We start from the raw sequence: 25,397 nt of genomic DNA on the forward strand, positions 1-25,397 counted from the left end.
GCTTGGCTATTTGAAATCCTTTGAATCTTTTAGTCTTTTGAGGTAAAGATGAAACGTTTGGCTCGTGGTATTGTAAGCCTTGCCGTTTTGACATTTGCTTTGACGGGTTGCAGCCAGATCACTATGCTGCGCACTCAGGAAATGAAGTCCGTTGGTACGGAAGTTCAGACTGGTGTGGGGCAGCAGTTGAATTCCGCTGTAGCTCAGCTTTCCGCTCAGAATGATTCCCTGCGTGCGGCACTGGATGCGGCCAATAACCGTATCGATTCCATGCTCACTGCATCTTCATTCTCCGAAAAGCGCATGCAGGCTGAACTCACTATGCTTTCCCGCCGTGTGGCAGACGAATCCGAACGCAATGATTCTAGACAGGAAGAAATCATCTACCGTCTGGATATGCTGTTAGGCAAGTCTGACAAGATCCTGGCTAAGAAGGTCGTGGTTAGCGGCGCTCCCGCTCCCATCTCTTTGGACAGCCTGGAACGCGAAGCAGAAAAGCTGGTGGAAGCGGAAGCAATGTTCAATACCGCCCGCAGCGACTATCATCGTGGTGAGTTCAAGCTTGCCTTTACCGGTTTCAGGCAGGTTTATGAAACGATGAAGACGGGCGAGCTGGCAGAGAATTCTCTCTATTGGATGGCTCTCTGCCTTATTGACGTGAACCAGATTGATAAGGCCAAGAAGGTCTTTACCAATATGACGGAAGCCTTCCCGGAAGGCCAGAAGACCTGTCCTGCTTTGTTTAAGATGTCCTTGCTTTACTCCGAAGAATGCGATGTCGAAAAGCAGAAGTCCTACCTCCAGAAGATTCTTTCCAGTAAGCATTGCGAAAAGTCTGCTGAATTCGAGCAGGCCGCAGAAATTCTCCAGGAAATTCTTGAACAGGAAGAAAAGGTTGCTGCAGGTGAACCTGTAGAAGCTTGTGTTCCTAAGGATCGTACTCCCGTCCAGCCTGCCGCACCTCAGGCTGCCCAGCAGGTCGCTCCTCAAGAACAACCCGTAGATCCAGCTGCTGCCGCAGCAGCTCCCGCTGCAGAATCCTCTGTAGCGCCATAAAAAATAAAAGGTGGCTTAACGCCACCTACAAGTTTTTTTCTAGAGAGAGAAGATCCCGCAGGAGAAATCTTGCGGGATTTTTACTTCTTAGAATGAAATTGTTGAATGCTGCGATTCATCCTCGGGTTTGGCAGTCTGCAGGGATGGGCTAGCATGAATTTTTATGATTATCACTATTCATACTAGTCTGGGGACGAATCTCGGTTGAATCCTGCCCGATCCCTAGTATGAAAGGGGACCTTTGCACGGATTCATCCTAGAGTATGGTAATTTGCGGGTGGGGACTAGTATGAATTTTTATGATTACCACTATCCATACTAGTCTGGGGACGAATCTTGGTTGAATCTTGCTCGATCCCTAGTATGAAAGGGGGGTTTTGCACGGATTCATCCTAGGGAAAGGCTGTCGCAGGGGAGGAACCCCCTCATTCATTAGAAGTTGTCGTCTTCTTCGTCATCGGAATGGCGAATGACGGTACCGCCAATCTTTGCCACCTTGTTTTCGAAGTCTTCGTAACCGCGATCCAGATGGTACACGCGGCTGACGGTGCTTTCACCTTCGGAAATGAATGCGGCAAGCACCAGAGCGGCGGTTGCACGCAGGTCGCTACCCATGATTTCGGTACCTTCCAGCTTGGTGCCGCCCTTGATGATAGCGGTATTGCCGTTCACCTGGATGTCTGCGCCCAGACGCTGCAATTCAGCCACATGCTTGAAACGGTCGTTGTAGACGGTATCCTGAATGGTGCTGTTACCCGGGATGGAAACCAGAGTTGCCATGAGGGGAGCCTGCATATCTGTCGGATAACCCGGGTAGGGGAGGGTGGTGACGTTAATGGGTTTCAGTTCCACGCCGCGTGCGTCTACCTGAGCCCAGTCATTACCCACTTCCACCTTACAGCCCATATCGCGGAAAGCGTCAAGAGTGCTGGCGATATGTTCGGGGAAAACCTTAGTCACCTTGATGCAACCGCGGGTAATAGCGGCTGCGCAAAGGAAGGTGCCTGCTTCGATACGGTCCGGAATGGTAAAGCACTTACCCGGGCGAAGAGCTTCTACGCCCTGCACGGTAAGAGTGCGAGTGCCGCGACCCTGGATCTTTGCTCCCATGGAATTCAGGAAGTCCACCAGGTTGTCGATTTCAGGTTCAAGAGCTGCATTCTGCAGCACGCTGGTGCCCTTGGCGAGAGTTGCTGCCATCAGGACGTTGACGGTTGCACCTACGGAAGAAATGGGGAAGTTGAAGTTGCCGCCGGGGAGACGTCCTTCACAAGAGGCTTCCACATAGCCGCGGGTCAAGGTAATCTTTGCGCCCAATGCTTCCAGACCCTTCAAGTGCAGATCCACAGGGCGGGGGCCCCATGCGCATCCGCCGGGGAGAGAAACGCGGCAGCGTCCAAAGCGTGCTACCAGAGGGCCCAGCACATAGAAGCTAGCGCGCATGGTTTTCACCAGTTCGTAGGGTGCTTCCAGATGGTCTGCGCCACGAGTATCGATTTTCAGCTGGTGAGATTCGCCGCTAATACGGCAGCCAATGACGCGCAGCACGTCGGACATCGTCTTCATGTCCTTCAGGTGAGGCACGTTGGTGATTTCGGAAACACCATCGGCCAGGAGGGCTGCTGCCATTACGGCAAGAACGGCATTCTTTGCGCCGGAGATTTCAACTTCACCTTCCAGAGGCTTTGCTGCCTGGTGAACTTCAAAACGATACATATAAACTATTTCTCCTGATCATTTTGGGAATGATCATCGTTATTTTCGTCCTGGGTTTGAACGCTGTTCACTTCACTTACGGGACGAACCTTTATTTTGTATTCAATAACTACGCGGGTACGGGCAATGTGGTCATGAAGAGCCCTGCGCTTAGGGTCAATCATGACGATGATATAGCCGATACCGTACAGCGCCAGGGTGAACTGGGTGAACATGCTGGCGATATAGCGGATAATGCTAGTGAGCCAGCGGACCTTTCCTCCTTCAGATGTTTCCACCTTGATGTGCAGAAGCATCTTGCCGGGAGTGGCGCCCTTGATTGCCGTGAAAAAGATGAAGTAAAGAGCCTGGATAATGCTGCAGATCATGAAGAGAATTTCCAGGCTAGGATCCTTTAGCATCTTGTCGAGAATTTCGCTGAAACCGCCGGCGCTATCTCCGGAGTTTGCAATGGTTTCCATGACCTGATCGATGGATGCCGGGTCGATAATTTGCAAAACTCCCAGCACCTGCATCATCAGCAGTCCTGTCAGGGTCAGGATAATATTGTCGATAGCGAAAGCCAGACCTCTTGTAAAAAATCCAGCATAGCGTTTCTGCGTCTTATGTTGGGCGACTTGCTGGGCAAGGAGCTCCTCGATGGTCTTCTTCAGGAGTTCTTCATCTTCCGCAGAAGTGTAGGTAGCCTTGGATTCCTCCATTTCCTTCCAGGGGACGAAATTTTCCAGTCCGGAGTGCCAAACCAGGGTGTCATCCGTGATTTTTTTCTCCTGGACCAGGTCGCGAATTTCGTCCAGATGATAAGGACCCTTGCGACGTTCGCCATCTGTAATGGATTCATCAATATAGTACCATGTCATACGGTACTACAATGTAGAAAAAAATGACGGACATTTTGACAAAAGTGTGCTTTGCTCGCGATAATGAAAAAAGGATAAAAGCCGAATTTCCGAAAAAAAACTAAATTTGGGGCTTATGATGAATTTTAAGGTTGGCCAACGCTACGTAAGTCAATCGGAACCTGCTCTGGGACTTGGAATTGTCACAGAGGTTCAGGACCGTATTGTGAAGATTTCTTTCCCTGCCATGAACGATGTCCGTCTTTACCGTTCCATGGGGGCTCCTGTAGATCGATTCCAGTTGAATCCCGGTGAAACCGCCAAGAACGATAAGGGCTTGTCCTTCTCCGTTGAATCGGTGAAGGAAGTGGATGGACTGTTCATTTACGAAGGTCGTGGCGGCCGAACCATGAAGGAATCCGAGCTGAACGCCAAGATTTCCATTGCTCGTCCTGCTGACCTGTTCCGCGCCCTGACCGAAAACCGTGTGTCCGAATGCGCTCAGTTCCGCCGTCGTGAAGAAGCACAGCAGCTCGCCTGCAAGTGGATTTCCTCTCCTGTACGCGGTATGATTGGTCCCCGTGTAAGTAAGATTCCTCACCAGTATTATTTGTGCCAGCGTGCATGCTCCAGCTCCACTCTGCCCCGACTGATGCTTTCCGACGAAGTGGGTCTGGGTAAGACTATTGAAGCAGGCATGATTTGGCATGCGTTAAAGTCCCGCGGCCGCGTGACCCGTACCTTGGTTATCGTTCCTGAAACTTTGAAGCACCAGTGGCTTATCGAAATGAAGCGACGCTTCAATACCCTGTTTACCCTGGTGGATGAAGGCTACCTGAAGGGCATCTTCATTGCCGATGATGATGACAAGCCCAACCCGTTCAGCCTGGCCAATGACATTATCTGTTCCATTGATTTCCTGATCAAACAGCCCGCCCTGATTGAGGACTTGCTGAAGGTTCAGTGGGATATGACCATCATCGACGAAGCTCACCATCTGGTGTGCGAAGATGGCTTCACTAGTCATGAATACCTGTTGGCAAATGCGGTAATCCAGCGTTCCAAGGGTGTCCTGCTTCTGACGGGTACCCCGCTGCAGTTCCATCCGGAATCCCAGTTTAACCGTCTGAAAATGCTGGATCCGGTCCGTTTTGCGGACTACAGTAACTTTATCAAGGACCAGGACGCTTACCGCAAGTTGGTAAACGAACTGAATAAGCTTCCCACCGATCCTGGCCAGCAGATGAGCTGGGACGACCTAAATGAAGCGGTCCCCAAGAAGTCCATGATCCGCCCCTGGCTGGAACAGGAAAGTGCCAAGTCCATGCCTGCGGATGAATGGATCCGCCGCATTGTGGATGCAGTGGGAACGGGTTCCGTGGTGTTCCGTAATACCCGTAAGGGCGTTGGTGGCTTCCCCAAGCGAGTGCTGGATGAAGTTGCTCTGGAACCCAACGAACGTTACCGCGAAATGGTGAACGTCGCTGCTGAAAATGACCTGGACATGTCTACGGACATTCAGGAAAACGGTTTGCTGTGCACCAGCTTCTCTGACGCCTGGTGCCTGGACGAACGTTACGTCTGGCTGAAGCAGTTCCTGAAGGACCATAAGGATGACAAGGTCCTGTTGATTTGCGAATCCATCCAGGTGGTGCTTGCCTTGGAATCTCTCCTCCTGGAATATCTGGGTGAAGGCGCCTTCTCCATGTTCCACGAGAACATGACCATTATGGCCCGCGACAAGGCCGCAGCAAACTTCAGTAAGGAAAACGGCGCAAATCTCCTGATTGCTTCTGAAATTGGCTCTGAAGGACGTAACTTCCAGTTTGCCCATCACCTGATTCTGTTTGACCTGCCGCTGGATGCCTCCCTGGTGGAACAGCGTATTGGTCGTCTGGACCGAATCGGCCAGACCGAGAACATCATTATCCACGTTCCCTATGTGAAGGGCTCCGGTCAGGAAGTCATGTTCCGCTGGTACCACAACGGCCTGAACGCTTTTGGTACTCCTATGATGAGCGGTGGTGAACTGTTCCTGAAGTATACGGACGACCTGATTGCCGCTCTTGCTGAACCGCAGAACTACCTGGACCACTTCGTTGAAGATGTCATTCCCCAGGTAAAGAAAGACTGCGATTCCATGCGCAAGAATATTGAAAAGGGCCGTGACCGTTTGCTGGAATTCAACTCCCGTAATCCTGCCAAGGCCAAGGAGATTACCGACGAAATCGAACGTATCGATGGTGAAAAGGAATTGCAGACTCTGGTCTTCGATTCCCTCATGGACCGTGGTCTTGAAATTGACAAGAGCATCATTCCTGGTTGCTTCATTGTGACCATGGGAACCCAGGTGGAAGCTGGTTCTGTTCCTGGAATGCCCGAAAATATTGGCGGCATCCCGGGCAGTAACGGTGCTGGTGGTCGTGTGGTACAGGCTGTTGGTGATTTCTCCGAAGGTTCCGGTGGCGATGACGATGCTCGTTACTCCGATTCTTCCAGCTTGACCATTACCTTCGATCGTAAGGTGGCCATGATCCATGACGAAGTGGACTTCGTCAGCTTGGAACACCCGCTGTCCCAGGGCGTCCTGGATTTTGAAACCACTCTGGACAATGGTGCTGTGGCCTGCAACATCTGGCAAAATTCCGGAATGCGCGGCCTGGTCATGCAGTATAATTTTGCCGTAGAATTCTCCATCAGTGAGGACTGGGGCGTTTCCGATATTGCTGGTCCCAAGTACATCAGCGTGCTGGTGGCTGCTAACGGTGACGATCTCTCCGAAAAGATTCCGGAACTGAAGAACGCTTCCTTCAAGGATGTTCCTGTTCCTCAGGGAAATGCCGCTGTGAACATGACTCTCAAGTACTTCGGTAAGGATGGTCTTGCCATCGCTCGCCGTGTGGTTATGGCTCAGGCTAAGGAACTGGCTGATGCTGCTGCTGTCGCTGTTGAAAATCGAGCTGAACAGGAATACCAGCGTATGAATCACTTGCTGATGATGCGCGGCAAGGCTGGCAACAATACTCAGCTCCAGCAGCTTCGAAAGAATGCCCAGGAATGGAAAAAGATTGTCAGCACCCCGCAGTTGCGCCTAGACGCAATCCGCTTGCTTGTTTGTAGATAAGGTTAGACGAAAGCCGAGATAATTATGAGTGAATTAAGAAAGAACATTTTGAACGAAGCCCACCGCATTGTGGTGAAAATCGGTTCCCGCATTCTCGTGGATTCCGAGAAGGGCGGCGTACGTACCCGTTACATCCAGAAGCTGGCCGATTCCGTTGCTCGCCTTATGGAAGCCGGCAAGGAAGTGGTCATTGTGACTTCCGGTGCAGTGGGTACCGGCATGAGCCAGCTGGGCTACAAGGAAAAGCCTACGGTCATCGCCGAGAAGCAGGCTTGTGCTGCCGTGGGCCAGATCGACTTGATGTACGCCTATCGCGAAATGTTCCGCTGGTGTCAGCTTTCTGTTGGTCAGATTCTTTTGTCTGCAGATGACTTCCGGGACCGTAACCGCTATAAGAATCTGCAGAACACCATCAAGGCCATGCTAGCCCGCAAGATCGTTCCCATCATTAACGAAAACGACTCTCTGGCGGTCGCCGAAATCAAGGTGGGCGATAACGACAAGCTGAGTAGCGATGTGGCATTGTTCCTAGATGCTGACCTTCTGTTGATTTTCACTGACGAGGATGGTCTCTTCGACGATAATCCCAAGAAGAATCCCAATGCCCGTTTGTTGCGCTTTGTTCCTGAAATTACACCCGCCATTCTTGCATTGGCTGGTAAGCCCGGTGAAGCAGGTTCCGCTGTAAGTACCGGCGGTATGCGTAGCAAGCTTGAGGCCATTCGTAACGTGACCAAGAGCGGTTGCAATGCGTTCCTTGCCTGCGGCATGCGAGTGCTTCCTCACGAAGTGATTCTGGAACAGGCTGAAGGCACCTTGTTCGTTGGCTCCAAGAAAAAACTGAATAGCCGTCAGCGTTGGCTCAGCTTTATTACCACTCCCCGCGGAAGCGTGGTGGTGGACGAAGGTGGTGTGAAGGCTTTGCGCGAAAAGCATTCCAGTTTGCTGCCTGTTGGTGTAACCGCAGTGAAGAAGCACTTTGACAAGGGCGACCTCATCGAAGTTCTTAGTCCCACTGGAGAAGCTGTGGCTCGTGGTGTGGCGAAGTTCGATAGCGAAACTTTAAAGCTGGTGCTTCACAAGAAGACTTCTGAAATCCACGCCTTGCTGGGTAAGGACGTGGCAGACGAACTTGTACATAAAAACGACCTGGTCGTGTTCTAACGACCAATCACTAACTACTAACCACTAGAATTATGGCAGAAGATCAGAACTTAGATGAATTGACCGAAGAATCTGCGGAACTTCCTAAAGTTGAAAGTCAGGAAGATCTTGCACGTATTATCCAGGCCCTGGTTTTTGCATCCCCCGATGTAGTGACCCTGAAGAAGCTCCGTGAAATTTTGGGGGACTTCCTGGATGCACGTTTGGTGTCCGATGCCCTGATCGCAGCCAATGATTCCTTGAACAAAATCAATTCTCCTTTCGAAATTGTGGAACAGGCTGGTGGCTATCGTTTCCGTACTCGAGCCAAATATTATCCTTGGGTCCGCAAACTGTTCCCGGAAGTGAATGCCCGCCGCTTGAGCCAGGCAGCCCTTGAAACTCTGGCTGTAATCGCTTACCAGCAGCCCATTACCAAGGCTGCCATTGAACAGGTCCGTGGCGTGTCTTCCGTGGATGGTCCCATTCGTAATTTGCTGGATAAGAAGTTTATCGCTTTGGGTTCCCGCGCAGAAACAGTGGGTAACCCCTACACTTATGTAACAACTCAGGAATTCATGAAGTACTTCGGTATCAATCGCATTCCCGAAGATTTGCCCCGTCTCCGTGAATTCAGTGAACTTCTGGAAGCCGGCGCTCTGGTACCTCAGTATGCCAAGCCCGAATCTGTTGTGGTTGAAGAACCTGTGGAACCGGAAGAAAACCCGGATCAGGTTGAACTTTCTATGGGAGACCTGTAATGGCTTGTACTCCTTTAATGCAGCAGTATTACGATATCAAGGCTCAGAATCCAGGCTGCATTTTGTTCTTTAGAATGGGCGACTTCTTCGAGTTGTTTGAAGATGATGCTGTAATCGCCTCCAAAATTTTAGGTATTACACTCACAAGCCGCAATAACGGCGCATCCGGTGCTACGCCTCTTTGCGGATTCCCGCACCACGCCGCGGAACGTTACATTCCCAAGATGGTTGCCGCTGGTTACCGCGTGGCCATCTGCGAACAGGTGGAAGACCCCAAGCTTGCCAAGGGTATCGTCAAGCGTGACATTGTGGAAATCATCAGCGCCGGTACCGCCATGAACGAAGCCAACCTGGACGCCAAGGAAGCAAATTACCTTTGCGCCTACGTCCCGTCTGCCGCAGAAAAAAATGCCGAAGGCAAGGGCGCGGAACTTGCAGCCTTCGCTATCGCTGATGTGACTACGGGTTACCTGGCTACCAGCAAGAGTTCCGTTCAGGCATTTGAATGTGAATTCTGCCGTCGCATGCCTAAGGAAATTGTTGTTCCCGAAGGAACCAAGATTCCCGATGGCGTCATGGACTTGATCAAGTCCGAAAACATCTTGATTACAGAACTTCCTGCCTTCCAGTTTGGGGAAGAAGCTGCCAAGGACACGCTTTTCAACCACTTCAAGGTGGAAGCCTTGGATGGCCTCGGTCTGGATGGCCGCACCGAAGAAACTTCCGTGACGGGTGCCTTGCTGCAGTACCTCATGTACCAGAAAAAATCTGAACTGAGCCACTTTACGGCTCTGGAGATTTTGAATCTGGACGACTACATGACACTGGATCCGTCCACCTTGCGCAATCTGGAACTGGTGCGTCCGTTGAATGCCGACGACATCAGCAGCACCCTCTGTTATGTGCTGGACTTTACCGTCACTGCCATGGGTGGCCGTACTTTGAAGGATTGGGTGAGCCATCCTTTGATTTCTGTGGATCGCATTAAGGCTCGCGAAGAAGCCGTCGATGAACTGGTAAATAACCCGGTGGCCCTTGATGAACTGAAGGAATCCCTCACTTCCATTCTGGATATGGAACGTTTGATGGGACGCGTAGGTTCTGGTCGCGCCAACGCTCGAGACCTTGCTGGAATGGGCCGCTCCCTGGCTCAGGCATCCAAGGTGGCCGATGTTCTGGAAGGATTGCAGTCGCCCATCTTTGAACCCATGCGTGAAGCACTCGTCCGCGCTCAGGGTAGGGGAGAGGAACTTCTTAGTCAATTTAATGATGACCTGCCTTTGACTGTTCGTGAAGGCGGAATGATTCGCGAAGGCGCCAATGCAGAACTGGATGCCATGAATGCCGATATCAAGGATCGTCGCCAGTGGATTGCTTCTTTGGAAACCCGCGAAAAGGAACGTCTGGGAATTCCTAGCCTTAAAGTGGGCTACAACAAGGTGTTCGGTTACTATATCGAGGTGACCCGCGCCGCCATGGCCAAGGCTACGAACCCCATTCCTGATGAGTATATTCGTAAACAGACCACGGTGAACGCTGAACGCTACATCACTCCGGAAATGAAGGAATGTGAATCCGTCATCAGCAATGCCGAAGTGAATATTCACGCTCTGGAATACAAGATTTTCTCTGAACTCCGCGACCGCGTCAACTCCTGGCGCGCAGAACTTCAGGAAATTGCCAACGCCATTGCCCGCGTTGATACGCTGTACAGCTTTGCTCGTGCAGCTCGCAAGTACAACTACGTCTGCCCCGAAGTTTTCGAAGGCTCCGGCATTGAAATCAAGGGTGGTTTCCATCCTGTGATTGTGGCGGTGAATCCGGATCTAGACTTCATCAGCAATGATGTGAAGTTGTCGCCCGAGGCCACCCGACTGATGCTGATTACAGGCCCTAATATGGCTGGTAAATCCACTTACCTGCGTCAGACTGGCTTAATCGTTTTGATGGCGCAAATCGGCTGCTTCGTGCCTGCGGAATCTGCCCGCATTGGCGTTGTGGACCGCATCTTTACCCGCGTTGGCGCCAGCGACCGCCTAAGCCGCGGCCTCTCTACTTTCATGGTGGAAATGATCGAGACGGCAAACATCTTGCGTAACGCAACGGCTCACAGCCTTGTGCTTCTGGACGAAATTGGCCGCGGTACCAGTACCTTCGACGGCCTCTCCATTGCCTGGGCCATCGTAGAGACTTTGCACGACGAACCGGCCCGCGCTGCCTTGACGCTATTCGCAACCCACTACCACGAATTGACGGGCCTGGTGGAAGACCTTGAGCATGCCGGAAACTATCAGGTGGCAGTTCAGGAAAAAGGCGACAAGCTGCTGTTCCTCCACAAGATTCTTGAAGGGGCGTGCGACTCTAGCTATGGTATTCACGTGGCAGAAATGGCGGGGCTTCCCAACAACGTGTTGCGCCGTGCCCGCAAGATCCTGATGCGTCTTGAAAAGCATAAGATCGACCCCAGCGACGAAGCCGCCAACAAGAAACTGAAGGAAAAGCCCCAGGTTGATTTGTTCGCTCCTCCTGATGAAAGCACCATGCTCCTGAAGGAAGAAATCCGCCGACTCCATCCCGAAGAAATGACCCCCATGCAGGCTCTCCAGACCCTCATGGACCTGAAGGAAAACTACGGGAAATAGTTGCTCTACCTCTGCGTTTTCAGCCAGTGGGCGAAAAAATAATCGTAAACCCGGTAACTGCCGGATTCTTGCGTAACGAGTTGCTATGCAAGCAATCCTTTTAGCGCTGCCTGAACACTGCTGGCTGATACCAGGTTGTATTTCTTAACAAAGTCCGCAGAGGTCACATTGTTTGTCGACATCTTTGATTTGGCAGGTTTTGCCCTGGGGTGTTGAACGCCTTATATACATTGTGTATGACTTCTCCAGCTATATTCTTGTTGTGCTTCGAAAAAAACTTCTCGCTTTGCTAATTCTGCAAAAAATGACAGTAAAAAATCAAAAAAACATACAAAGCGCATAATCTATGTCACATTTTGATTTGTAAAAAGGTCTTGGATAAACGAAATTTTACAAATTAACTTATATTTACCAGAGTGAGAATTTTTTGCTCAAAACTGGTATATGGGTATATGACTGGCGTTGCTTGTTGCATCGTTTTTTCCGTATTGCCCGTTCTTGCTAGTGCTAATATGTGCAGGGGGGGGGCTGGAGAGTTTGTTTGTAATCAGCTCCCTTGGTGTGCTAAATCTTTAAGAAAATCCGTAAATTTTAACCGCGTCGCAAATTCAGCGATGCCTTCTGTGGACCGCGTCTTGTCTTGACGTGGCCTTTTTTGCGTTTAAAAACAAGAGTAATACTTATGATGAAAAAAAGATTTTTTATAACTGCTCTAGGTTTAACGTTAGGGGCGGCATTCGCCCAGTCTCCGGCGGGCGAGTCGCCTGCGGAAATCCAATCCGCTTCCATCTTTGTGCAGGATCCTGCGATTTTTCACCAGCGACAGGCGGACTTGGAAAAGTTGAAGGCCTCCGTGGAGGGCAAGAACGAGGGGCTTGATTCCCTGCTGGAGCGGACCAACCGCATTACCGCCATGAATGACCGCTGTTCATCCATCAGCATCAACGACGTGATGGATGACGAGTGCTGGACTTTTTACCGGGTGGAACTGCCCGCCTTCGAGGAACAGTACATGAAGGTCACCGGCGAGGTGCGGCTGGGCCACATGGAAATGGCCCGCGGGCTTGAAGATCGCAAGTTGCAGATTGATGCCTGTGCGGAAGCGCTATACAGTTTTGCAAGTTCCAAAGATCAGTTCCTGAACCTGGAAGGTGGCGTTTACCTGGAACCGCTTCGCAATGGTTTCCAGGCTAATCACGATTTTACCTTGCAGTACGAACCCAACCACCAGAAACATTCTTTCGAGATTGCTCAGAAGTGGGGCGAAACCTGCCGTGAAATGGTGGTTCGCCAGGATGGGGAAGGCTTTGCTCCCTTCTTCTTGGACGCCCTTGATAAATTGAATGGCGAACTGGCGGGTAACGGTTCGTTGGCAGTGTACAAGACAGATACGACCGTAGTGGGCAAGCCTACGCTCTATATGGATATTTCCAAGCCGGTACGAAGCGCCTACTATCTGAATGGTGTAAAGCTGTTCCACGCCCGAGTGAGTGGCGGGCCTGCAAGCGAAAGTCATCTGCGAATTGCTTTCGAGAACGGCAATGTCAAGGTGGATGGTGAAAATGTAGTCGTGAAACGCGGTGAAAAACTTCGCTTCAAGGGTTCCGTAGATTACCCGGAAAAGACCGCCAAGCTGAACGGTCGCTGGATCTGGGAAAACCAGGGCAACAACGATGGCGTTGACTTTGGCCCGGAAATTGACGAGGCCGCCCAGGACAGTATTTTTGCCTTGCAGGAGGCCGAGCGTCGTTCCGTTATCGAAAAGCGTCGCGGCGTTCGTTTCTCACCTTGGGTTGGTGTGTCTGCAGCATTCGCTCCCTTTAGCGACAAGCATTTTGCGGCCTTTGAGGTGGATGAGGACCAGCTGATGATTTTGCCGGACCTTGTGGCGACTGCCCGTGTCAAGCTCGGCTTTGGCGAAAATGCCGAATGGTTTGCTGCTGTCGGTGCCGGTGCCTATGTAGGTGCGGGTTTTGGAGATGGCTTGCAGCGAGTTTATTTTGCTCCTGTTGCTCAGCTTGAACTTGGCTACAAAATTTTCGGTGTCCGCGAAACGGCTGTCATCGCTATTCCAGAAAATGATTCCAAGGAATGGATGCAGTTCAAGACAGGCGCATTTGTAAACTTTGGAATGTTCGGTGTCGAAGCCGGTTTTGATATAATCACGAACCTCGGCAACGGCGGCTACCTGACGCTGTACTGGAACATGTAAGGAGGAATTATGAAGTATTTAAGTGTCATTCTGAGCTCATTCCCTCGTGTCATTCTGAGCGAAGCGAAGAATCTAGCAGTCCTCCTTGCGGCAGCCTTTTTCCTTGCTTCCTGTTCTGTTTACGATAACTACAGCGAGGATTCTTACAATGCTTTCTGGGGCATTGCCGAAAATGACGTAAATTCCAGCTCTGCCGACGAAAAAGTTTCTAGTTCTGTAAATGAGGGGGTCTCTAGCAGTTCCAAGACCCCTGATAAGGATGGTGAGTCTATCTCCAGCTCCAGCGTCAAGAAGGATGACTCGTCCAGTAGCAGCAAAAAAGACACCACCTATGTGGTAATCGTCAATCCGTCCAGCTCTTCGCAGAAGGTCGAATCTGCAGGAAGTTCCGCAGTTGACAATCCCGGCAGTTCTTCTTCCAAGGTCCCTGATCCGATAGAATCCAGTTCCTCTGCCGTAACATTCAGATGCGGCCTGGATAGCATTGTAGATTCTGAAGAGTATCTCGGTCGAAAATATGCAACGGTAAAGTATGGTTCCCAATGTTGGCTTGCGGAAAATTCCTACAGGGCTGTTGGCGAATCCAAGTGTTACAATGATGCACCGGAAAATTGCGAGATTTACGGTCGTCTGTACAATTTTGCCGATGCACAGTTCGCTTGCCCCGAGGGAACTCATCTGCCTTCCGAAGAAGAGTGGATTGCTTTGCAGACTACGGTTACTCGAGACAATGGCGGTCTGGATCTGAAGTCCACTGAGACATGGTCAGCGAAGCCCGGACAGTCTGGCAGCAAATTTAGCGCCAAGGCCGCCGGCTACTATGATGCCGAAGAGGAAGAATTCGTTTCTCTGGGAGGCTTTGCCGGTTTCTGGAGTTCCACCGATGTAGGAGGCATGATGGCCACTTATATGTACCTGTCGTCATCGAACCAGAATTTTATCGATGGCTACAAGGAACAGTCTAATTTCTATTCGGTACGCTGCCTGAAAGATTAGATGAAACATTTACAAACAAAACGAGATGAAAATGAAAATTTTAAAAATTGCAGGATTTGCGATTCCTCTAACCTTGATTGCCTGTGGCGATTCCGGGACAACGGAAAATATTACCAATAATTATACCAGCGGGATGGAAATCGCAGAAAAGGTCTCGGACCTGCCCAAGTGTACTACGGATAACGAAGGTGACCAGGTGTGGGTCAAGGAAAAGGGTGCTGCAAGCATTTGCGTGGATGGCAAGTGGAATGTTATCGGCGGATCCGGCGCTGCTGCAGATTTTGGTTGTGAGACTAAGAACCTTGCGGATGGTTCCGGTGTCGCCATCTACTGCGCAGGGGATTCCATTGGTGTTGTGCTGAACGGCAAAGATGGTGCCAAGGGTGATAAAGGTGACATCGGTGAAACCGGTGCCGCAGGTGCCGATGGCAAGGACGGCGTTGATGGCAAAGATGGTGCGCAAGGTTTGCAGGGTGAAAAAGGCGATGCCGGTAGCGACGGGATGCCGGGCATAGGCTGCAAGGTCGTTTCCCAGACGGAAGATGCTGTGACAATTCAGTGCGGTGATGACCTGTTTAGCATGAACCTGAACGGCGGTAGTGGGGAAGTTGTTGTTCCCGGTGAAGATGTAGTTTCTCTTGCGAAGTTGAGCGGTGTTTCCCAGAAAGGGCCGTTTATCAACGGCTCCACGGTGACGCTCTTTGAACTGGACGGTAGCCGTAGCCTGGTGCAGACCGGTCGCACCTTCGGTGGTGAAATCATTACCGATGACGGTCGTTTTAGCGTGAACAACGTTTCCCTGAAGTCCAGCTATGTGCGCATGACCGCCAACGGTTTTTATCGCAACGAAGTCACTGGCAAGAACAGTACCGCTAGCATTGTTCTGAACGCCTATTCCGATTTGCAAGCCCGCAGCAGCGTGAACATCAACCTGCTGACCCACCTGGAATATTATCGTGTGGGCTACCTCATGGAAAACGGTCTGGAATCCACTATCAAGGCTTCCAAGAAACGCGCCCAGAAAGAAATCTTTGCCGCCTTCGGTATCGATAATGATGGCTTCGGCTATTCCGAAGATCTGGATGTATTTGGCGAAGGCGATCAGAATGCGGCACTGCTTGCCATGAGCATTTTGTTGCAGGGTGACCGCAGCGAAGCCGATCTAAGCGCCCTGCTTGCCAGCTTCGGTAAGGATATTGAGGAGGACGGAACCTGGGACGACAAGGCTACACGCGGCACCATCGCTAATTGGGCCGCCCTTCGCGATGGTGCAGGAAATTTCGGTGTATATCGTGGCTATGTGGAACGCTGGGACCTCGGCTCAGTACCTGAATTTGAAAAGTATCTGCGCAACTTCTGGAGCCGCGAATATGGTTTGGGCGTTTGTGGCAGCGACACTGTGCCCGTAGGCACCGTGAAGAACGCCACCAACAACAATGGCAAAGCAAGCAATGACTACGCAGCAACATACACCAGTCAAACCAACAAGAATCGCTTCATCTGCGTGGATGCCGACAGCCTCAAGTGGCGCGAGGCGACCGACATCGAGAAGGATACCATGGGCCTGAAGCATGGTGAACTCACCACTCATGAGCAGGCTTCAGTAATCAACGGTCAAATAAATACAGACTATGTCTATGTGTACGAGGGGAAACAGTACCGTCGTGGAACTGACCTGGACAAGAACCTTGGTCTTGGAGGCTGCACTAAGGCCCGCGTGGATTCCGTATGGAAGAGTGGTTCCGCATGGTATACTTGCGTGGATACGATTGTCCCTAACTCTAAGTTGAATTCTCTTGGAATAATGACTGTTTGGCGCACCTCTACAGACATCGAAAAGGATACAATCCACTGGTCTACTCTCAAGAGTAACTTTGATGGCGAGGTCAGCAAGGGACAGATTACAGACAACTACTACATCTACGAAAAGTCCAAAGGAGCCTGGCGCAATGCAACTCAGGTTGAATACGATACTTATGGTATTGAATGTTCTGCCGAAAAAATCGCTTCCACGATGAATGGCCTCATTAATACAACAAAGATTTACGCTTGTAACGGAACTGCCTGGGTGTTCAAACGCGACAATCCTCAGAATCATAAATTTGGAACAGTTGCAGATGTCCGTGACAATCAGGTATATTTAACAGTGACTATTGGTTCCCAGACCTGGATGGCAGAAAACTTGAACTACGACTACAACGAGGGAACTGCCAAGAGCTATTGCTATAGCAACAGCAGTGCCAACTGCGACGAGTATGGTCGTTTGTACCTGTGGTCGGCAGCCATGGACTCCGCGGCAGTCTTTAGCAATGCCGGAAAGGGTTGCGGTTATGGCACGACATGCGCAGCCGCTTCGACAAGTTCAGCGACCTTGGTGAGAGGCGTCTGCCCCGAGGGCTGGCACCTGCCTAGCAACTCCGATTGGAGTATTCTGTGGACTGCTATTGGAGGAACCTCTACCGCAGGAACCAAGCTGAAATCAACAAGCGATTGGAACAGCGGTGGCAATGGCGAAGATGCGTACGGTTTCTCCGTCCTTCCTGCTGGCCTCTACTACGATGGTAGCTTCCGCAATGCTGGCTACTACGGGTACTTCTGGTCTTCTACTGAGAGCGATAGTAATAACGCCTACGGCAAGTACTTCCTCTACGATATCTCGGACGTGGACGAGCGCAACTACGGTAAGTACGACGGCTTTTCTGTCCGTTGCCTCCGCAACTCCAACTAGGAGCCTGCCTCTAGGCAACCCCAAGCCGAAGGCAGGGGTTGCGCCGCCCCACCCCGTCGAGCCTTGCCGGGCGGGGTGGGGCGGCCGCGCGAAGCGCGAATAAAATTTGTTTGCAAAATTTTGAAAAAAAGAATAAGTGTCGTGAAATCAAAAATTTTAACGGCAGATGACTTGGTTCTCCCTCTACTGGAGGCGTACTATCAAGCACGTCGCCATAAAAGGAACACGGTAAACCAGCTGCAGTTTGAACTAAGCCTGGAACAGTCTATCTATGATTTATCGCGAGAATTGTCTTCAAGAACGTATGATCTCAGGCCATCCATTTGCTTTATCAACGAAACTCCTGTAAAACGCGAAATCATTGCAGCAAACTTTCGTGATAGGGTTGTGCACCATTTGCTGTGTAACTGGATTTGCCCCATATTCGACCGACAGTTCATTCATGATTGCTACAGCTGCCGTGTTGGCCGTGGAACCGATTTTGCCGTGAGCCGCGCAAAGTATTTTATGGTATCTGAAAGCCGTGATTTTACAAGGGAATGTTGGTCTTTGCGTCTTGACATTAGTGGTTTCTTTATGGGAATCCACCGGGATATCCTGTATCAGCTTTGTGTAGAGGGCTTGAGTCGTGGCAAGTGGGCGGGTGTTCCCGACAAGGACTTGTGCATGTTTCTTCTAAAAAAGTTTATCTACAATAATCCTTTGGATAACGCTATTTTTCGAAGTCCACCAAGTGCTTGGAATGACCTTCCGTTAAATAAGAGCCTTCGAGGAACTTCAGTAAACTGTGGACTTCCCATCGGTAATCTTACCAGCCAGTGGTTTGGTAATATCTACTTGAATAGATTGGACCAGTTTGTAAAGCATCAGCTGAAAATTCGCTGCTATGGCCGCTATGTTGATGATATGCTTCTGGTTCATCACGACAAGTCTGTTCTTTTAGAAGCAATCTTCAAGATTCGGGATTATCTTAAATCACGGTTGCATTTGAATCTAAATGAAAAGAAAACAAGGCTTCAACCTATACAGAAAGGTTTTCCTATGCTTGGAGCCTATATTCTGCCGTACCGAACTTATCCTGGCAGGCGTACGGTTAAAAACTTTGTAGAATGTGTAAAGAATCCTTGCCGTGATGAAGATAAGCAGAAAAGTAGAGTCCAAAGCTACCTGGGCTATATGGGGCATTATAACGCATATCGGCTTACCCAGTCTATTCAACAAGGAACATGAATATGAAAATGTCTGAAATATATGCTTTGGAAGAAGCGAACAAATCCTCCATCTATCTTTATTTGGAAGGCTCGTTTTACAAGGCTTATGAAAGGTCTGCATTTCGTTTTTGCAAGAGGTTTCGGGAATGCAAGGTAAGTGCTGTTCACAACTTGTCACTGGCTTGCGACATTGTACGCATTGGTTTCCCGAAAATTGCCTTGGATAAGTATATGGCTGTAGCCCAGTCGTTTGGGTATTCGGTAGAATGCCAAGACGAAAAGAGAATTGCCGTTCATGGGATTGAACCTTTGGAAGGATTTTCTTCTTGGAAAAATGGTTGCGTGTCTAATGCCGTTAGGGCTAAAGAGCAAACTTTGCCTATTGTTAATGCTCAGGAGTCATTAAAATTGCGTCTTTACCGCGAAGCTTATGACAATGCTGTGGCTCTTACAAATTTTACTTCTAGGCTGCACCGTAATTTTCGTTTTGGAGCTGGTGATTCCTTGCGAAATGAATCTCTGGAACTGGCGGTAAAACTACACGTGGCGTTTAAACGAGGTGAGTCTCTGGATGAACGGCAAATATTTTATGAGATAGAACAGATGCGCATTCGCACTCGCATAATGCATGATGTGAAGCAATTTGATAGTGGCGTGTGGAAAATGCTCAACGATCGTTTTGACAGAATGCAGAATTTACTAAGGTCGGAATCCTGTTGCTTTGATGTGCAGGAGTGAACCTCTGGAGTTGGGCGGCATACTCGCTGCTGATATGCAGGGCGAGTAGAGTTTGTCGGGAATGGTGAATCGCGGCTGTTGTCCGCTTTTGCTGTTTCCGCTGAAAGTTGCTGCGAAATTCTTGTAAGGGTTTCTCCGTCCTTCCTGCTGGCAACTACAACAATGGTAGCTTCAACAATGCTGGCAACAACGGGAACTTCTGGTCTTCTACTGAGAACAATAGTAATAACGCCTACAACAAGAACTTCAACTACAATAACTCGAACGTGAACGAGAACAACAACAATAAGAACAACGGCTTTTCTGTCCGTTGCCTCCGCAACTCCTCTGGCAATCCGTTTGTAACAATGATGCCCCTAAAAAAGGAAAAATATGAGAAAGAAAACTCTACGGCTTGGGAATGGAAATGTTGTGAATGATACAAACGAGCGCTTTGAAAACGAAAAATATGTGGAATCAGAAGAGGATACATTATCTTCATTGCAATTCAATCCTATAAAAGAAAAAGAAGATTTAAAAAAATTCTTTTTGAAAAAAGAGGCATATAGTAAATTTGTTAATGGGGAAAAGAATTACTATTTTTATTGGTTTACTACTTATGATAAACTAGAGTTACTCGTAAATAAGAAAACGTTAAAGCTAGGTTTTCCTCCAAAGTGGTATGATTATGTTGATAGAATTTTTATTGAAGCATATTCCAATGAAATTGAACTTGGAAAAAGAATTTATGCGTCTTGTATAACTACGCAAAAAACATCTTTAATGTGGCAAAATTATGCTTTCAAAGAGAATTCTGTACTGATTATTTTTAATGGTCGAAAACTTCTGGAACTTCTGGGTGAAAAAATTCTGTTTTACCCTGTTATGTATATACCCCATTTAGAAAAAAGAAAAAAACAGAAAATTCTTGTGCCAAATAAATTGCTTTACCCGTTTATAAAGCGATATTCATATCAAGATGAACGGGAATGGCGCATTATATCTACAAAACAAAACTTGAGATTTAAGACAATTAAGGATCTGATTGAATCCGTCTCAATTAGTGACTTTGCCTATGAAAAAAAATTACTTGAGAGTAAGAATCAGTCAGAGGCTAATTATCTTTTGATTGAAAAGCAAAAAGAGAGGTTTAAGAAAAAGGTTGAGAAACTTTGTGAAAAAATCTCTCCCCAAAAAAGATACCTGCGAAATGACTGGACTTTTGTGAATAAGTCTGTTATTCGGAATTATTGTGCGGACTTAGGAGACTTATCATAATTTGCGAATAGAATTATGATCCCAATACTGAACAAGGCTTTGGGGGCTTAAGCATAGCTTATACATGCTACGCGCGCATATAGTACGGCTCGGCAATGCCCGCTCGAGTAAACTCGGCGGTCGCTGCACTCGCCTTTTGTTATATGGCATGCTTCGCATGCATATACTGCGGCTCGGAAATATCCACGCAAGCGTGGCTACTTCTCTCGCCTTTTGTTATATTTAAAACATGGCGTTAAAGAATTTTCCTATCGGCATTCAGGATTTTGCGAGCATTCGCAACGAAGGGTTCTTTTATGTAGATAAGACGGACCTTGTTTACAAGTTGACTCATACAAGCAAGTATTACTTCCTCAGCCGCCCTCGCCGTTTTGGAAAGTCCCTTTTGATTAGCACATTGCAATGCTATTTCGAAGGTCGCAAGGAACTGTTCACTGGCCTAGCCATGGAACGCCTGGAGACCGAGTGGAAAAAGTATCCGGTCATTCGGCTGGACTTGAGTACAGTCAAGTCAACAGACCAGGACAAGTTTGCCGAGAACATGAGCTTGAATCTGGAGTCTTACGAAAAAGAGTATTGTTTGGACAAGACAACTAGCCAGGCATGGGGTGCAAGGCTTAGGCGTATTATTGAAGCTGCAAATAATCAGACAAAGTCGCAAGTCGTTGTCTTGGTTGATGAATACGATGCTCCCGTTCTTGAGGCTATGGGCGATGCGAAGGCGCTAGAACGCATCCGAATGCAGATGCGGGAACTTTACGCGCCCCTCAAGGCCCTTGGCGGCATGCTTCGTTTCGTGTTCCTCACGGGCGTCAGCAAGTTCAGTCAGCTCAGCATCTTTAGCGAACTGAACAACCTGAATGTCATTACCATGGATGACGACTATGCAGCCATCTGCGGCATCACCAAGGAAGAACTGCTGACCCAGATGCAGCCCGAAATCCAGGCGCTCGCCGACAAGCAGAAAATGACCTACGACGAGGCTGTCGCAACTTTGCAGCGCCGATATGATGGTTACCACTTCAGCGAAAACTCACCGGATATCTACAATCCGTTTAGCTTGATAAACTCTTTAGGTAAACAGAATTTCTTAAACTATTGGTTTGCATCGGGTACGCCGACCATGCTTGTGAAGGCCATGGCCCGTTATAAGCTGAGTCCCGAAGAATATGATCGTGGTTTTTCTGTTGCACAGAGAACTTTTGATGCTCCTACAGAAACCGCAGAGACTCCCATCCCGGTTTTATACCAAAGTGGATATTTGACCATCAAGGGTTACGAAAAGGATTCAGTACGTCCGTTCAAATTGCAGTTCCCCAACGATGAAGTTCGTAATGGAATGCTGGATTTGCTGACGAATTCGTATGTGTCAAAAAATGATGAGGAAACCTCCGAGTTCTTGGACCACTTCGTGACGGCGATGAAGGCGTGTGACATTGAAACTGCGCTTACAGAAATGCGCGCGTTCATGGCGAGCATTCCCTACGACGCCGAAAAGCAGAACGAACATCATTATAGAACTATTTTCTACCTGATATTCAGAATTGCGACGCCGTACCTTGTCCGTTGCGAGGAACGTACCGCCGCAGGCCGCGCCGACGCCGTGGTGGAAACCGCCGACGCTGTTTACGTATTTGAATTCAAACTTGATGCAAACGGTACTGCCGACGATGCCCTCAGACAAATCGACGACAAGGGGTATCTGGTGCCTTACACCGTGACCAAGACTGCCGACGGCTCCCCGAAAAAACTGTTCAAGATTGGCGTCGCCTTCGATGCGGAAAAACGCACCTTGGGTCAGTGGAAAATCGCATAGTTTGTATTGTTGCTGTTCCCTATGATCGACTTCGCTGCGTTACAAGACTTCGTTTTCGAGGATCGCGTTTATGATTCCGAAATCCACGGCTTGGCCCATTGGCGGCAAGTGGAGTTTAACGGACTGTTGCTTGCGAAAAAGACTAAGGCTGACATTACGGTGGTTCGCCTCTTTGCCTTGTTCCACGATTCCAAGCGGGACTTTGACGGATACGACGAAACTCACGGCGGCCGTGGTGCTGAATTCGCCAAGAAATGTCGTGAAGAAAAACGTTTTGAAATCACGGATGAACAGTTCGAGAAACTATATCACGCCTGTAAGAACCACACTTCGGAAAGGCATAATGGCGACCCCACCATTGATACCTGCTACGACGCAGACCGCCTTGACCTGGGCCGCGTGGAAATTAATCTTGATCCGATGAAAATGGCTTCGCTTGCCGGAGCCTTCATTGCCGCACAGTCTCGCAAAGAAAATATCCCGCCTTGTAAAATGCGGGATTGGTTAATGAAATTTGAGTTTTAAATGAAAAAAGCACTGTTCTTTTGAACGGTGCTTTTCTCTTGAAATATCTAGCGTTCTCTTGAATGCGAAAGACCTTTGTTGCACTTCCTTGTCATATAGTTATTGAACTGAAGCGAGTCCGGCGAAGCCGGGTGAACGGAGTGAACCGAGCGGAAGGGCAATGACTATATGACTGCGTTGCAACAAACCTACGGTTCGATCCAGTTCATGCGACCCTGGAACTTGACTTCGCTCTTTGTCACTTGGAAGGTACAGCTGATTTCCACACCTGCATTCTTGGGGAGCGCTGCAACGCCTACGGCAGTGCGGGCGTGCTTGCCGTTGTCTCCCAGAATCTGGACTGCAAGTTCGCTTGCCCCGTTCAGGATGGCGGGCTGTTCTTTAAAGTCGGGGGAGGACTGGACAAAACCCTGCATCTGGACCAATTTCAGCGTTTCTCCATCTTCTAGCATACTCATGGCCGCTGCAATGTTGTTCAGCAGGCAAATAGCGGCGCCTTCCTTTGCCTTTTCTGGAGAAAGCTCGGTGGGAACAATTCCTGTATAAGCGGAAAAATCCCCATTTACGGAAGGCAACTGTCCTGATACGAAAATCATGTCGCCCACGCGGGTAGCTGGTACATAAGCTGCCAGCGGAGCTGCCACGGCGGGCAGCGTCAAGCCTAGTTCTTCGACTTTTTTCTTGATAGAGAGCATGTTTTTACTCCTTATATAGATTTTGCCCTGTCAGAAATCTTGTTTCTGGACATTTAATTTTTTGTACCTGCGGGGGTGCTCCTGCGCTTTAGTCTTTTTTCTTTCCGCCAAAAACCTTGCTGAAACAAAAAGCGCAAAGGCCTACGATGACGGCCCAGGAACCGACCATAAAGATAATTCCGCCAGTAGAAAGTTCCATTACTTAACCTCCTTCTTGTTAGAAAGAACATCGTCAGAATCGCCGATGGGCATGTTCTGCTTATGGGTGGTAGGGGGAACGTCGGCCGGATCACCCTTGCGCCAGGCCAGGTAAATCAACACATTTAACAGGATTGTGCAAACCAACAGGAAAATTCGAATTCCCCAGGTGAAAGAAATCTGGCTCATCTGGTGGCCCAGGAAAGTCACCATTGCATCGGGAGAAACTCCCTGCAGGCTTACTACTGCCCAGCCGTCGTGAACGAGCCAAGCCACAAGTACAATGGCCAGGTAGGCGGGGCAGACGTAACGGATGATGAATCTGAAAAACTTTGGAAGCTTCAATGCCGCACCTTCGTTCATCAGGGCAAATGCCTCGGATTCATCGGAACCATCAGCCTGCTTCACCTTACGTTTACCAAGGACAAAGGAAAAAATGAATGCTTGGATGGTTCCGATGAACACCAGAAGGAAACTGCCGCCCCAGAAGTCAAATTCGTCAACCGCACCGGCGGCAAGGCCAAAGATTCCGACGAGACCGCCTAGGAATGTCACTACACTGACAGAGGTGATGGCTCCCTTGCGGCTCTGCTTCAGGTCGTCCTCGCAGAAGCTGATAAGGGGCTGGATAATAGAGATGGCACTGGTGACACCAGCAATAAACAGCATGCCAAACCACAATGTCTGGAAGAAACCGCCAAAGGGCAACTGGCCAAATACGAAGGGCATGGTCTGGAAGCCAAGACCGAAGGTACCCAGCTTGGCGCATTCTTCAATATTGTTTCCTGCAATAAGAACTGCCATGGGAATCACGATGGTGCCACCCAGGATGATTTCTGCAAAACCGTTGGTGGATGCCGCCGTCAGGGATGAAAGCACCAGGTCTTCCTTGGGCTTCAGGTAGCTTGCATAGCAGAATACAATACCCATACCCAGGCTCATGGTAAAGAATACCTGGCCGGAAGCGGCAAGCCATACGGTGGGGTTCGTGATTTCGGAAAGGTTCGGGTTCCAGACGAATGCCAAACCCTTGCTGATACCGTCAATGGTCAAAACTCGTCCCACAAGAATCAAGCCCATCACTAGAAGAATCGGCATGGTAATCTTGTTTACGCGTTCAATGCCTTTACGGACTCCAAAGCTAAGCAAGCCCATGTTGCATGCGAAGGTGACAAGGAAGAAAAGGATTGCGGCGGGGAAGGGGCCAATCTTTGTGTTCAGCATGATGTAGTTACCGAAGAATTCCTTCATGGGGCCGTAACCTCCAGCCACCACTTCCATCAACTTTCCTGTGGCGGAGTAGTAGGTAAAGGCCAGAATCCAGGACTGGATAAACATGTAGTAGAAGGTGATGAACAGGGGCGGCAGAATACACAGGGACCCCAGGTGCTTTGCCCAGGGCTTCTTTCCCAGAATGTAATGGAAACCACCCGGGGCGGTTCCATGACGTTTGCCGCCTGCGGCGCGACCTAAGGTCCATTCCATCCAGGAAAGAGGAATTCCCAGGAGTAAAAACGCTATCAAGTAGGGGATGATGAATGAGCCGCCGCCATTTGTGGCAGCCTGCACCGGGAATCTAAGGAAGTTGCCCAGACCGACGGCGGAACCGGCTACTGCCAGGATCACGCCCAGTTTGGAACCCCAGTTATCACGTTTGTTTTTCATGTTCTTGTTCCCAATATTTTTTTTGCAATCTAGAAAACTTTTTTGGAGGCGTGAGGCTTGATGGAGCTGTTACTG

At 49.4% G+C, this 25,397-nt stretch carries 18 protein-coding genes and 1 pseudogene; 14 read left to right on the plus strand and 5 right to left on the minus strand.

Annotation, left to right across the window (positions count from 1 at the left end; genetic code table 11):
- The first annotated feature begins 48 nt into the window (after positions 1-48).
- Positions 49-1,056, plus strand: coding sequence for a tetratricopeptide repeat protein (locus BGX12_RS05080; protein ID WP_146196253.1), 1,008 nt, complete (start codon positions 49-51; stop codon positions 1,054-1,056).
- Positions 1,057-1,488: 432 nt separating this feature from the next.
- Here the strand turns inward: BGX12_RS05080 and murA are convergent, their stop codons facing one another.
- Positions 1,489-2,772, minus strand: coding sequence for a UDP-N-acetylglucosamine 1-carboxyvinyltransferase (gene murA, locus BGX12_RS05085; RefSeq protein WP_109735004.1), 1,284 nt, complete (start codon positions 2,770-2,772; stop codon positions 1,489-1,491).
- Positions 2,773-2,777: 5 nt separating this feature from the next.
- The gene (locus tag BGX12_RS05090; RefSeq protein WP_109735005.1) at positions 2,778-3,632 is read right to left on the minus strand and encodes an RDD family protein; all 855 of its coding nucleotides are present in this window, start codon (positions 3,630-3,632) and stop codon (positions 2,778-2,780) included.
- Between the two features lie 115 nt (positions 3,633-3,747).
- Between BGX12_RS05090 and rapA the strand changes: the two genes are divergently transcribed.
- The 4 genes from rapA to mutS are packed head-to-tail and all read left to right on the plus strand — an operon-like array spanning position 3,748 to position 11,281.
- A complete protein-coding gene (gene rapA / locus BGX12_RS05095; protein WP_233246266.1) occupies positions 3,748-6,735 on the plus strand; it encodes an RNA polymerase-associated protein RapA in 2,988 nt (995 codons plus the stop codon).
- Between the two features lie 24 nt (positions 6,736-6,759).
- Positions 6,760-7,899 (plus strand): glutamate 5-kinase, encoded by a 1,140-nt coding sequence (gene proB, locus BGX12_RS05100; RefSeq protein ID WP_109735006.1) that lies wholly within the window; start codon positions 6,760-6,762, stop codon positions 7,897-7,899.
- Between the two features lie 32 nt (positions 7,900-7,931).
- Entirely contained in the window at positions 7,932-8,639 is a 708-nt protein-coding gene (gene scpB, locus BGX12_RS05105; RefSeq protein ID WP_109735007.1) for an SMC-Scp complex subunit ScpB, read from the plus strand.
- Positions 8,639-11,281 carry a DNA mismatch repair protein MutS gene (gene mutS / locus BGX12_RS05110; RefSeq protein ID WP_109735008.1) on the plus strand — a complete coding sequence of 881 codons (2,643 nt, stop codon included), beginning with the start codon at positions 8,639-8,641 and terminating at the stop codon, positions 11,279-11,281. Before scpB ends, mutS begins: the two co-directional genes overlap by 1 nt.
- A 5-nt stretch (positions 11,282-11,286) precedes the next feature.
- Here mutS and BGX12_RS16080 read toward each other — a convergent pair.
- A pseudogene (locus tag BGX12_RS16080) lies at positions 11,287-11,448 on the minus strand (ATPase); the annotation flags it as partial.
- Between the two features lie 515 nt (positions 11,449-11,963).
- On the opposite strand from BGX12_RS16080, the gene BGX12_RS05120 reads away from it, so the two are divergent.
- From BGX12_RS05120 to BGX12_RS05160, 9 genes are all read left to right on the plus strand, one after another.
- The gene (locus tag BGX12_RS05120; RefSeq protein ID WP_146196254.1) at positions 11,964-13,493 is read left to right on the plus strand and encodes a hypothetical protein; all 1,530 of its coding nucleotides are present in this window, start codon (positions 11,964-11,966) and stop codon (positions 13,491-13,493) included.
- A gap of 9 nt (positions 13,494-13,502) precedes the next feature.
- Entirely contained in the window at positions 13,503-14,489 is a 987-nt protein-coding gene (locus BGX12_RS05125) for an FISUMP domain-containing protein (RefSeq protein WP_109735011.1), read from the plus strand.
- Positions 14,490-14,520: 31 nt separating this feature from the next.
- Positions 14,521-17,217: a fibrobacter succinogenes major paralogous domain-containing protein gene (locus BGX12_RS16015; RefSeq protein WP_146196255.1), complete on the plus strand. Its 2,697-nt coding sequence runs from the start codon at positions 14,521-14,523 to the stop codon at positions 17,215-17,217.
- Between the two features lie 120 nt (positions 17,218-17,337).
- A complete protein-coding gene (locus tag BGX12_RS05135) occupies positions 17,338-18,447 on the plus strand; it encodes an RNA-directed DNA polymerase (RefSeq protein WP_109735013.1) in 1,110 nt (369 codons plus the stop codon).
- A gap of 2 nt (positions 18,448-18,449) precedes the next feature.
- Entirely contained in the window at positions 18,450-19,166 is a 717-nt protein-coding gene (locus tag BGX12_RS05140; protein ID WP_109735014.1) for a hypothetical protein, read from the plus strand.
- A 107-nt stretch (positions 19,167-19,273) separates the two neighbouring features.
- Complete coding sequence (locus BGX12_RS05145; RefSeq protein WP_109735015.1) at positions 19,274-19,585, plus strand: FISUMP domain-containing protein; 312 nt, start codon at positions 19,274-19,276, stop codon at positions 19,583-19,585.
- Positions 19,539-20,423, plus strand: coding sequence for a DUF2971 domain-containing protein (locus tag BGX12_RS05150; protein WP_109735016.1), 885 nt, complete (start codon positions 19,539-19,541; stop codon positions 20,421-20,423). Before BGX12_RS05145 ends, BGX12_RS05150 begins: the two co-directional genes overlap by 47 nt.
- A 229-nt stretch (positions 20,424-20,652) precedes the next feature.
- On the plus strand, positions 20,653-22,239 hold the full coding sequence (locus BGX12_RS05155; RefSeq protein ID WP_109735017.1) for an ATP-binding protein: 1,587 nt from the start codon (positions 20,653-20,655) through the stop codon (positions 22,237-22,239).
- A gap of 21 nt (positions 22,240-22,260) precedes the next feature.
- A complete protein-coding gene (locus tag BGX12_RS05160) occupies positions 22,261-22,764 on the plus strand; it encodes a hypothetical protein (protein ID WP_109735018.1) in 504 nt (167 codons plus the stop codon).
- 188 nt (positions 22,765-22,952) lie between these two features.
- Here the strand turns inward: BGX12_RS05160 and BGX12_RS05165 are convergent, their stop codons facing one another.
- Positions 22,953-23,459, minus strand: coding sequence for a RidA family protein (locus tag BGX12_RS05165; protein ID WP_109735019.1), 507 nt, complete (start codon positions 23,457-23,459; stop codon positions 22,953-22,955).
- A gap of 198 nt (positions 23,460-23,657) precedes the next feature.
- Positions 23,658-25,322, minus strand: coding sequence for a sodium-dependent transporter (locus BGX12_RS05170; protein WP_109735020.1), 1,665 nt, complete (start codon positions 25,320-25,322; stop codon positions 23,658-23,660).
- Positions 25,323-25,397: the final 75 nt, after the last annotated feature.

It is taken from the genome of Fibrobacter sp. UWR4, assembly GCF_003149045.1.
Lineage (GTDB): Bacteria > Fibrobacterota > Fibrobacteria > Fibrobacterales > Fibrobacteraceae > Fibrobacter.

Bases quoted from the DNA above. Each gene is read 5' to 3' on its own strand.
- BGX12_RS05080 (WP_146196253.1), top strand. From the start codon at position 49: ATGAAACGTTTGGCTCGTGGTATTGTAAGCCTTGCCGTTTTGACATTT.
- murA (WP_109735004.1), bottom strand. From the start codon at position 2,772: ATGTATCGTTTTGAAGTTCACCAGGCAGCAAAGCCTCTGGAAGGTGAA.
- BGX12_RS05090 (WP_109735005.1), bottom strand. From the start codon at position 3,632: ATGACATGGTACTATATTGATGAATCCATTACAGATGGCGAACGTCGC.
- rapA (WP_233246266.1), top strand. From the start codon at position 3,748: ATGATGAATTTTAAGGTTGGCCAACGCTACGTAAGTCAATCGGAACCT.
- proB (WP_109735006.1), top strand. From the start codon at position 6,760: ATGAGTGAATTAAGAAAGAACATTTTGAACGAAGCCCACCGCATTGTG.
- scpB (WP_109735007.1), top strand. From the start codon at position 7,932: ATGGCAGAAGATCAGAACTTAGATGAATTGACCGAAGAATCTGCGGAA.
- mutS (WP_109735008.1), top strand. From the start codon at position 8,639: ATGGCTTGTACTCCTTTAATGCAGCAGTATTACGATATCAAGGCTCAG.
- BGX12_RS05120 (WP_146196254.1), top strand. From the start codon at position 11,964: ATGATGAAAAAAAGATTTTTTATAACTGCTCTAGGTTTAACGTTAGGG.
- BGX12_RS05125 (WP_109735011.1), top strand. From the start codon at position 13,503: ATGAAGTATTTAAGTGTCATTCTGAGCTCATTCCCTCGTGTCATTCTG.
- BGX12_RS16015 (WP_146196255.1), top strand. From the start codon at position 14,521: ATGAAAATTTTAAAAATTGCAGGATTTGCGATTCCTCTAACCTTGATT.
- BGX12_RS05140 (WP_109735014.1), top strand. From the start codon at position 18,450: ATGAAAATGTCTGAAATATATGCTTTGGAAGAAGCGAACAAATCCTCC.
- BGX12_RS05150 (WP_109735016.1), top strand. From the start codon at position 19,539: ATGAGAAAGAAAACTCTACGGCTTGGGAATGGAAATGTTGTGAATGAT.
- BGX12_RS05155 (WP_109735017.1), top strand. From the start codon at position 20,653: ATGGCGTTAAAGAATTTTCCTATCGGCATTCAGGATTTTGCGAGCATT.
- BGX12_RS05160 (WP_109735018.1), top strand. From the start codon at position 22,261: ATGATCGACTTCGCTGCGTTACAAGACTTCGTTTTCGAGGATCGCGTT.
- BGX12_RS05165 (WP_109735019.1), bottom strand. From the start codon at position 23,459: ATGCTCTCTATCAAGAAAAAAGTCGAAGAACTAGGCTTGACGCTGCCC.
- BGX12_RS05170 (WP_109735020.1), bottom strand. From the start codon at position 25,322: ATGAAAAACAAACGTGATAACTGGGGTTCCAAACTGGGCGTGATCCTG.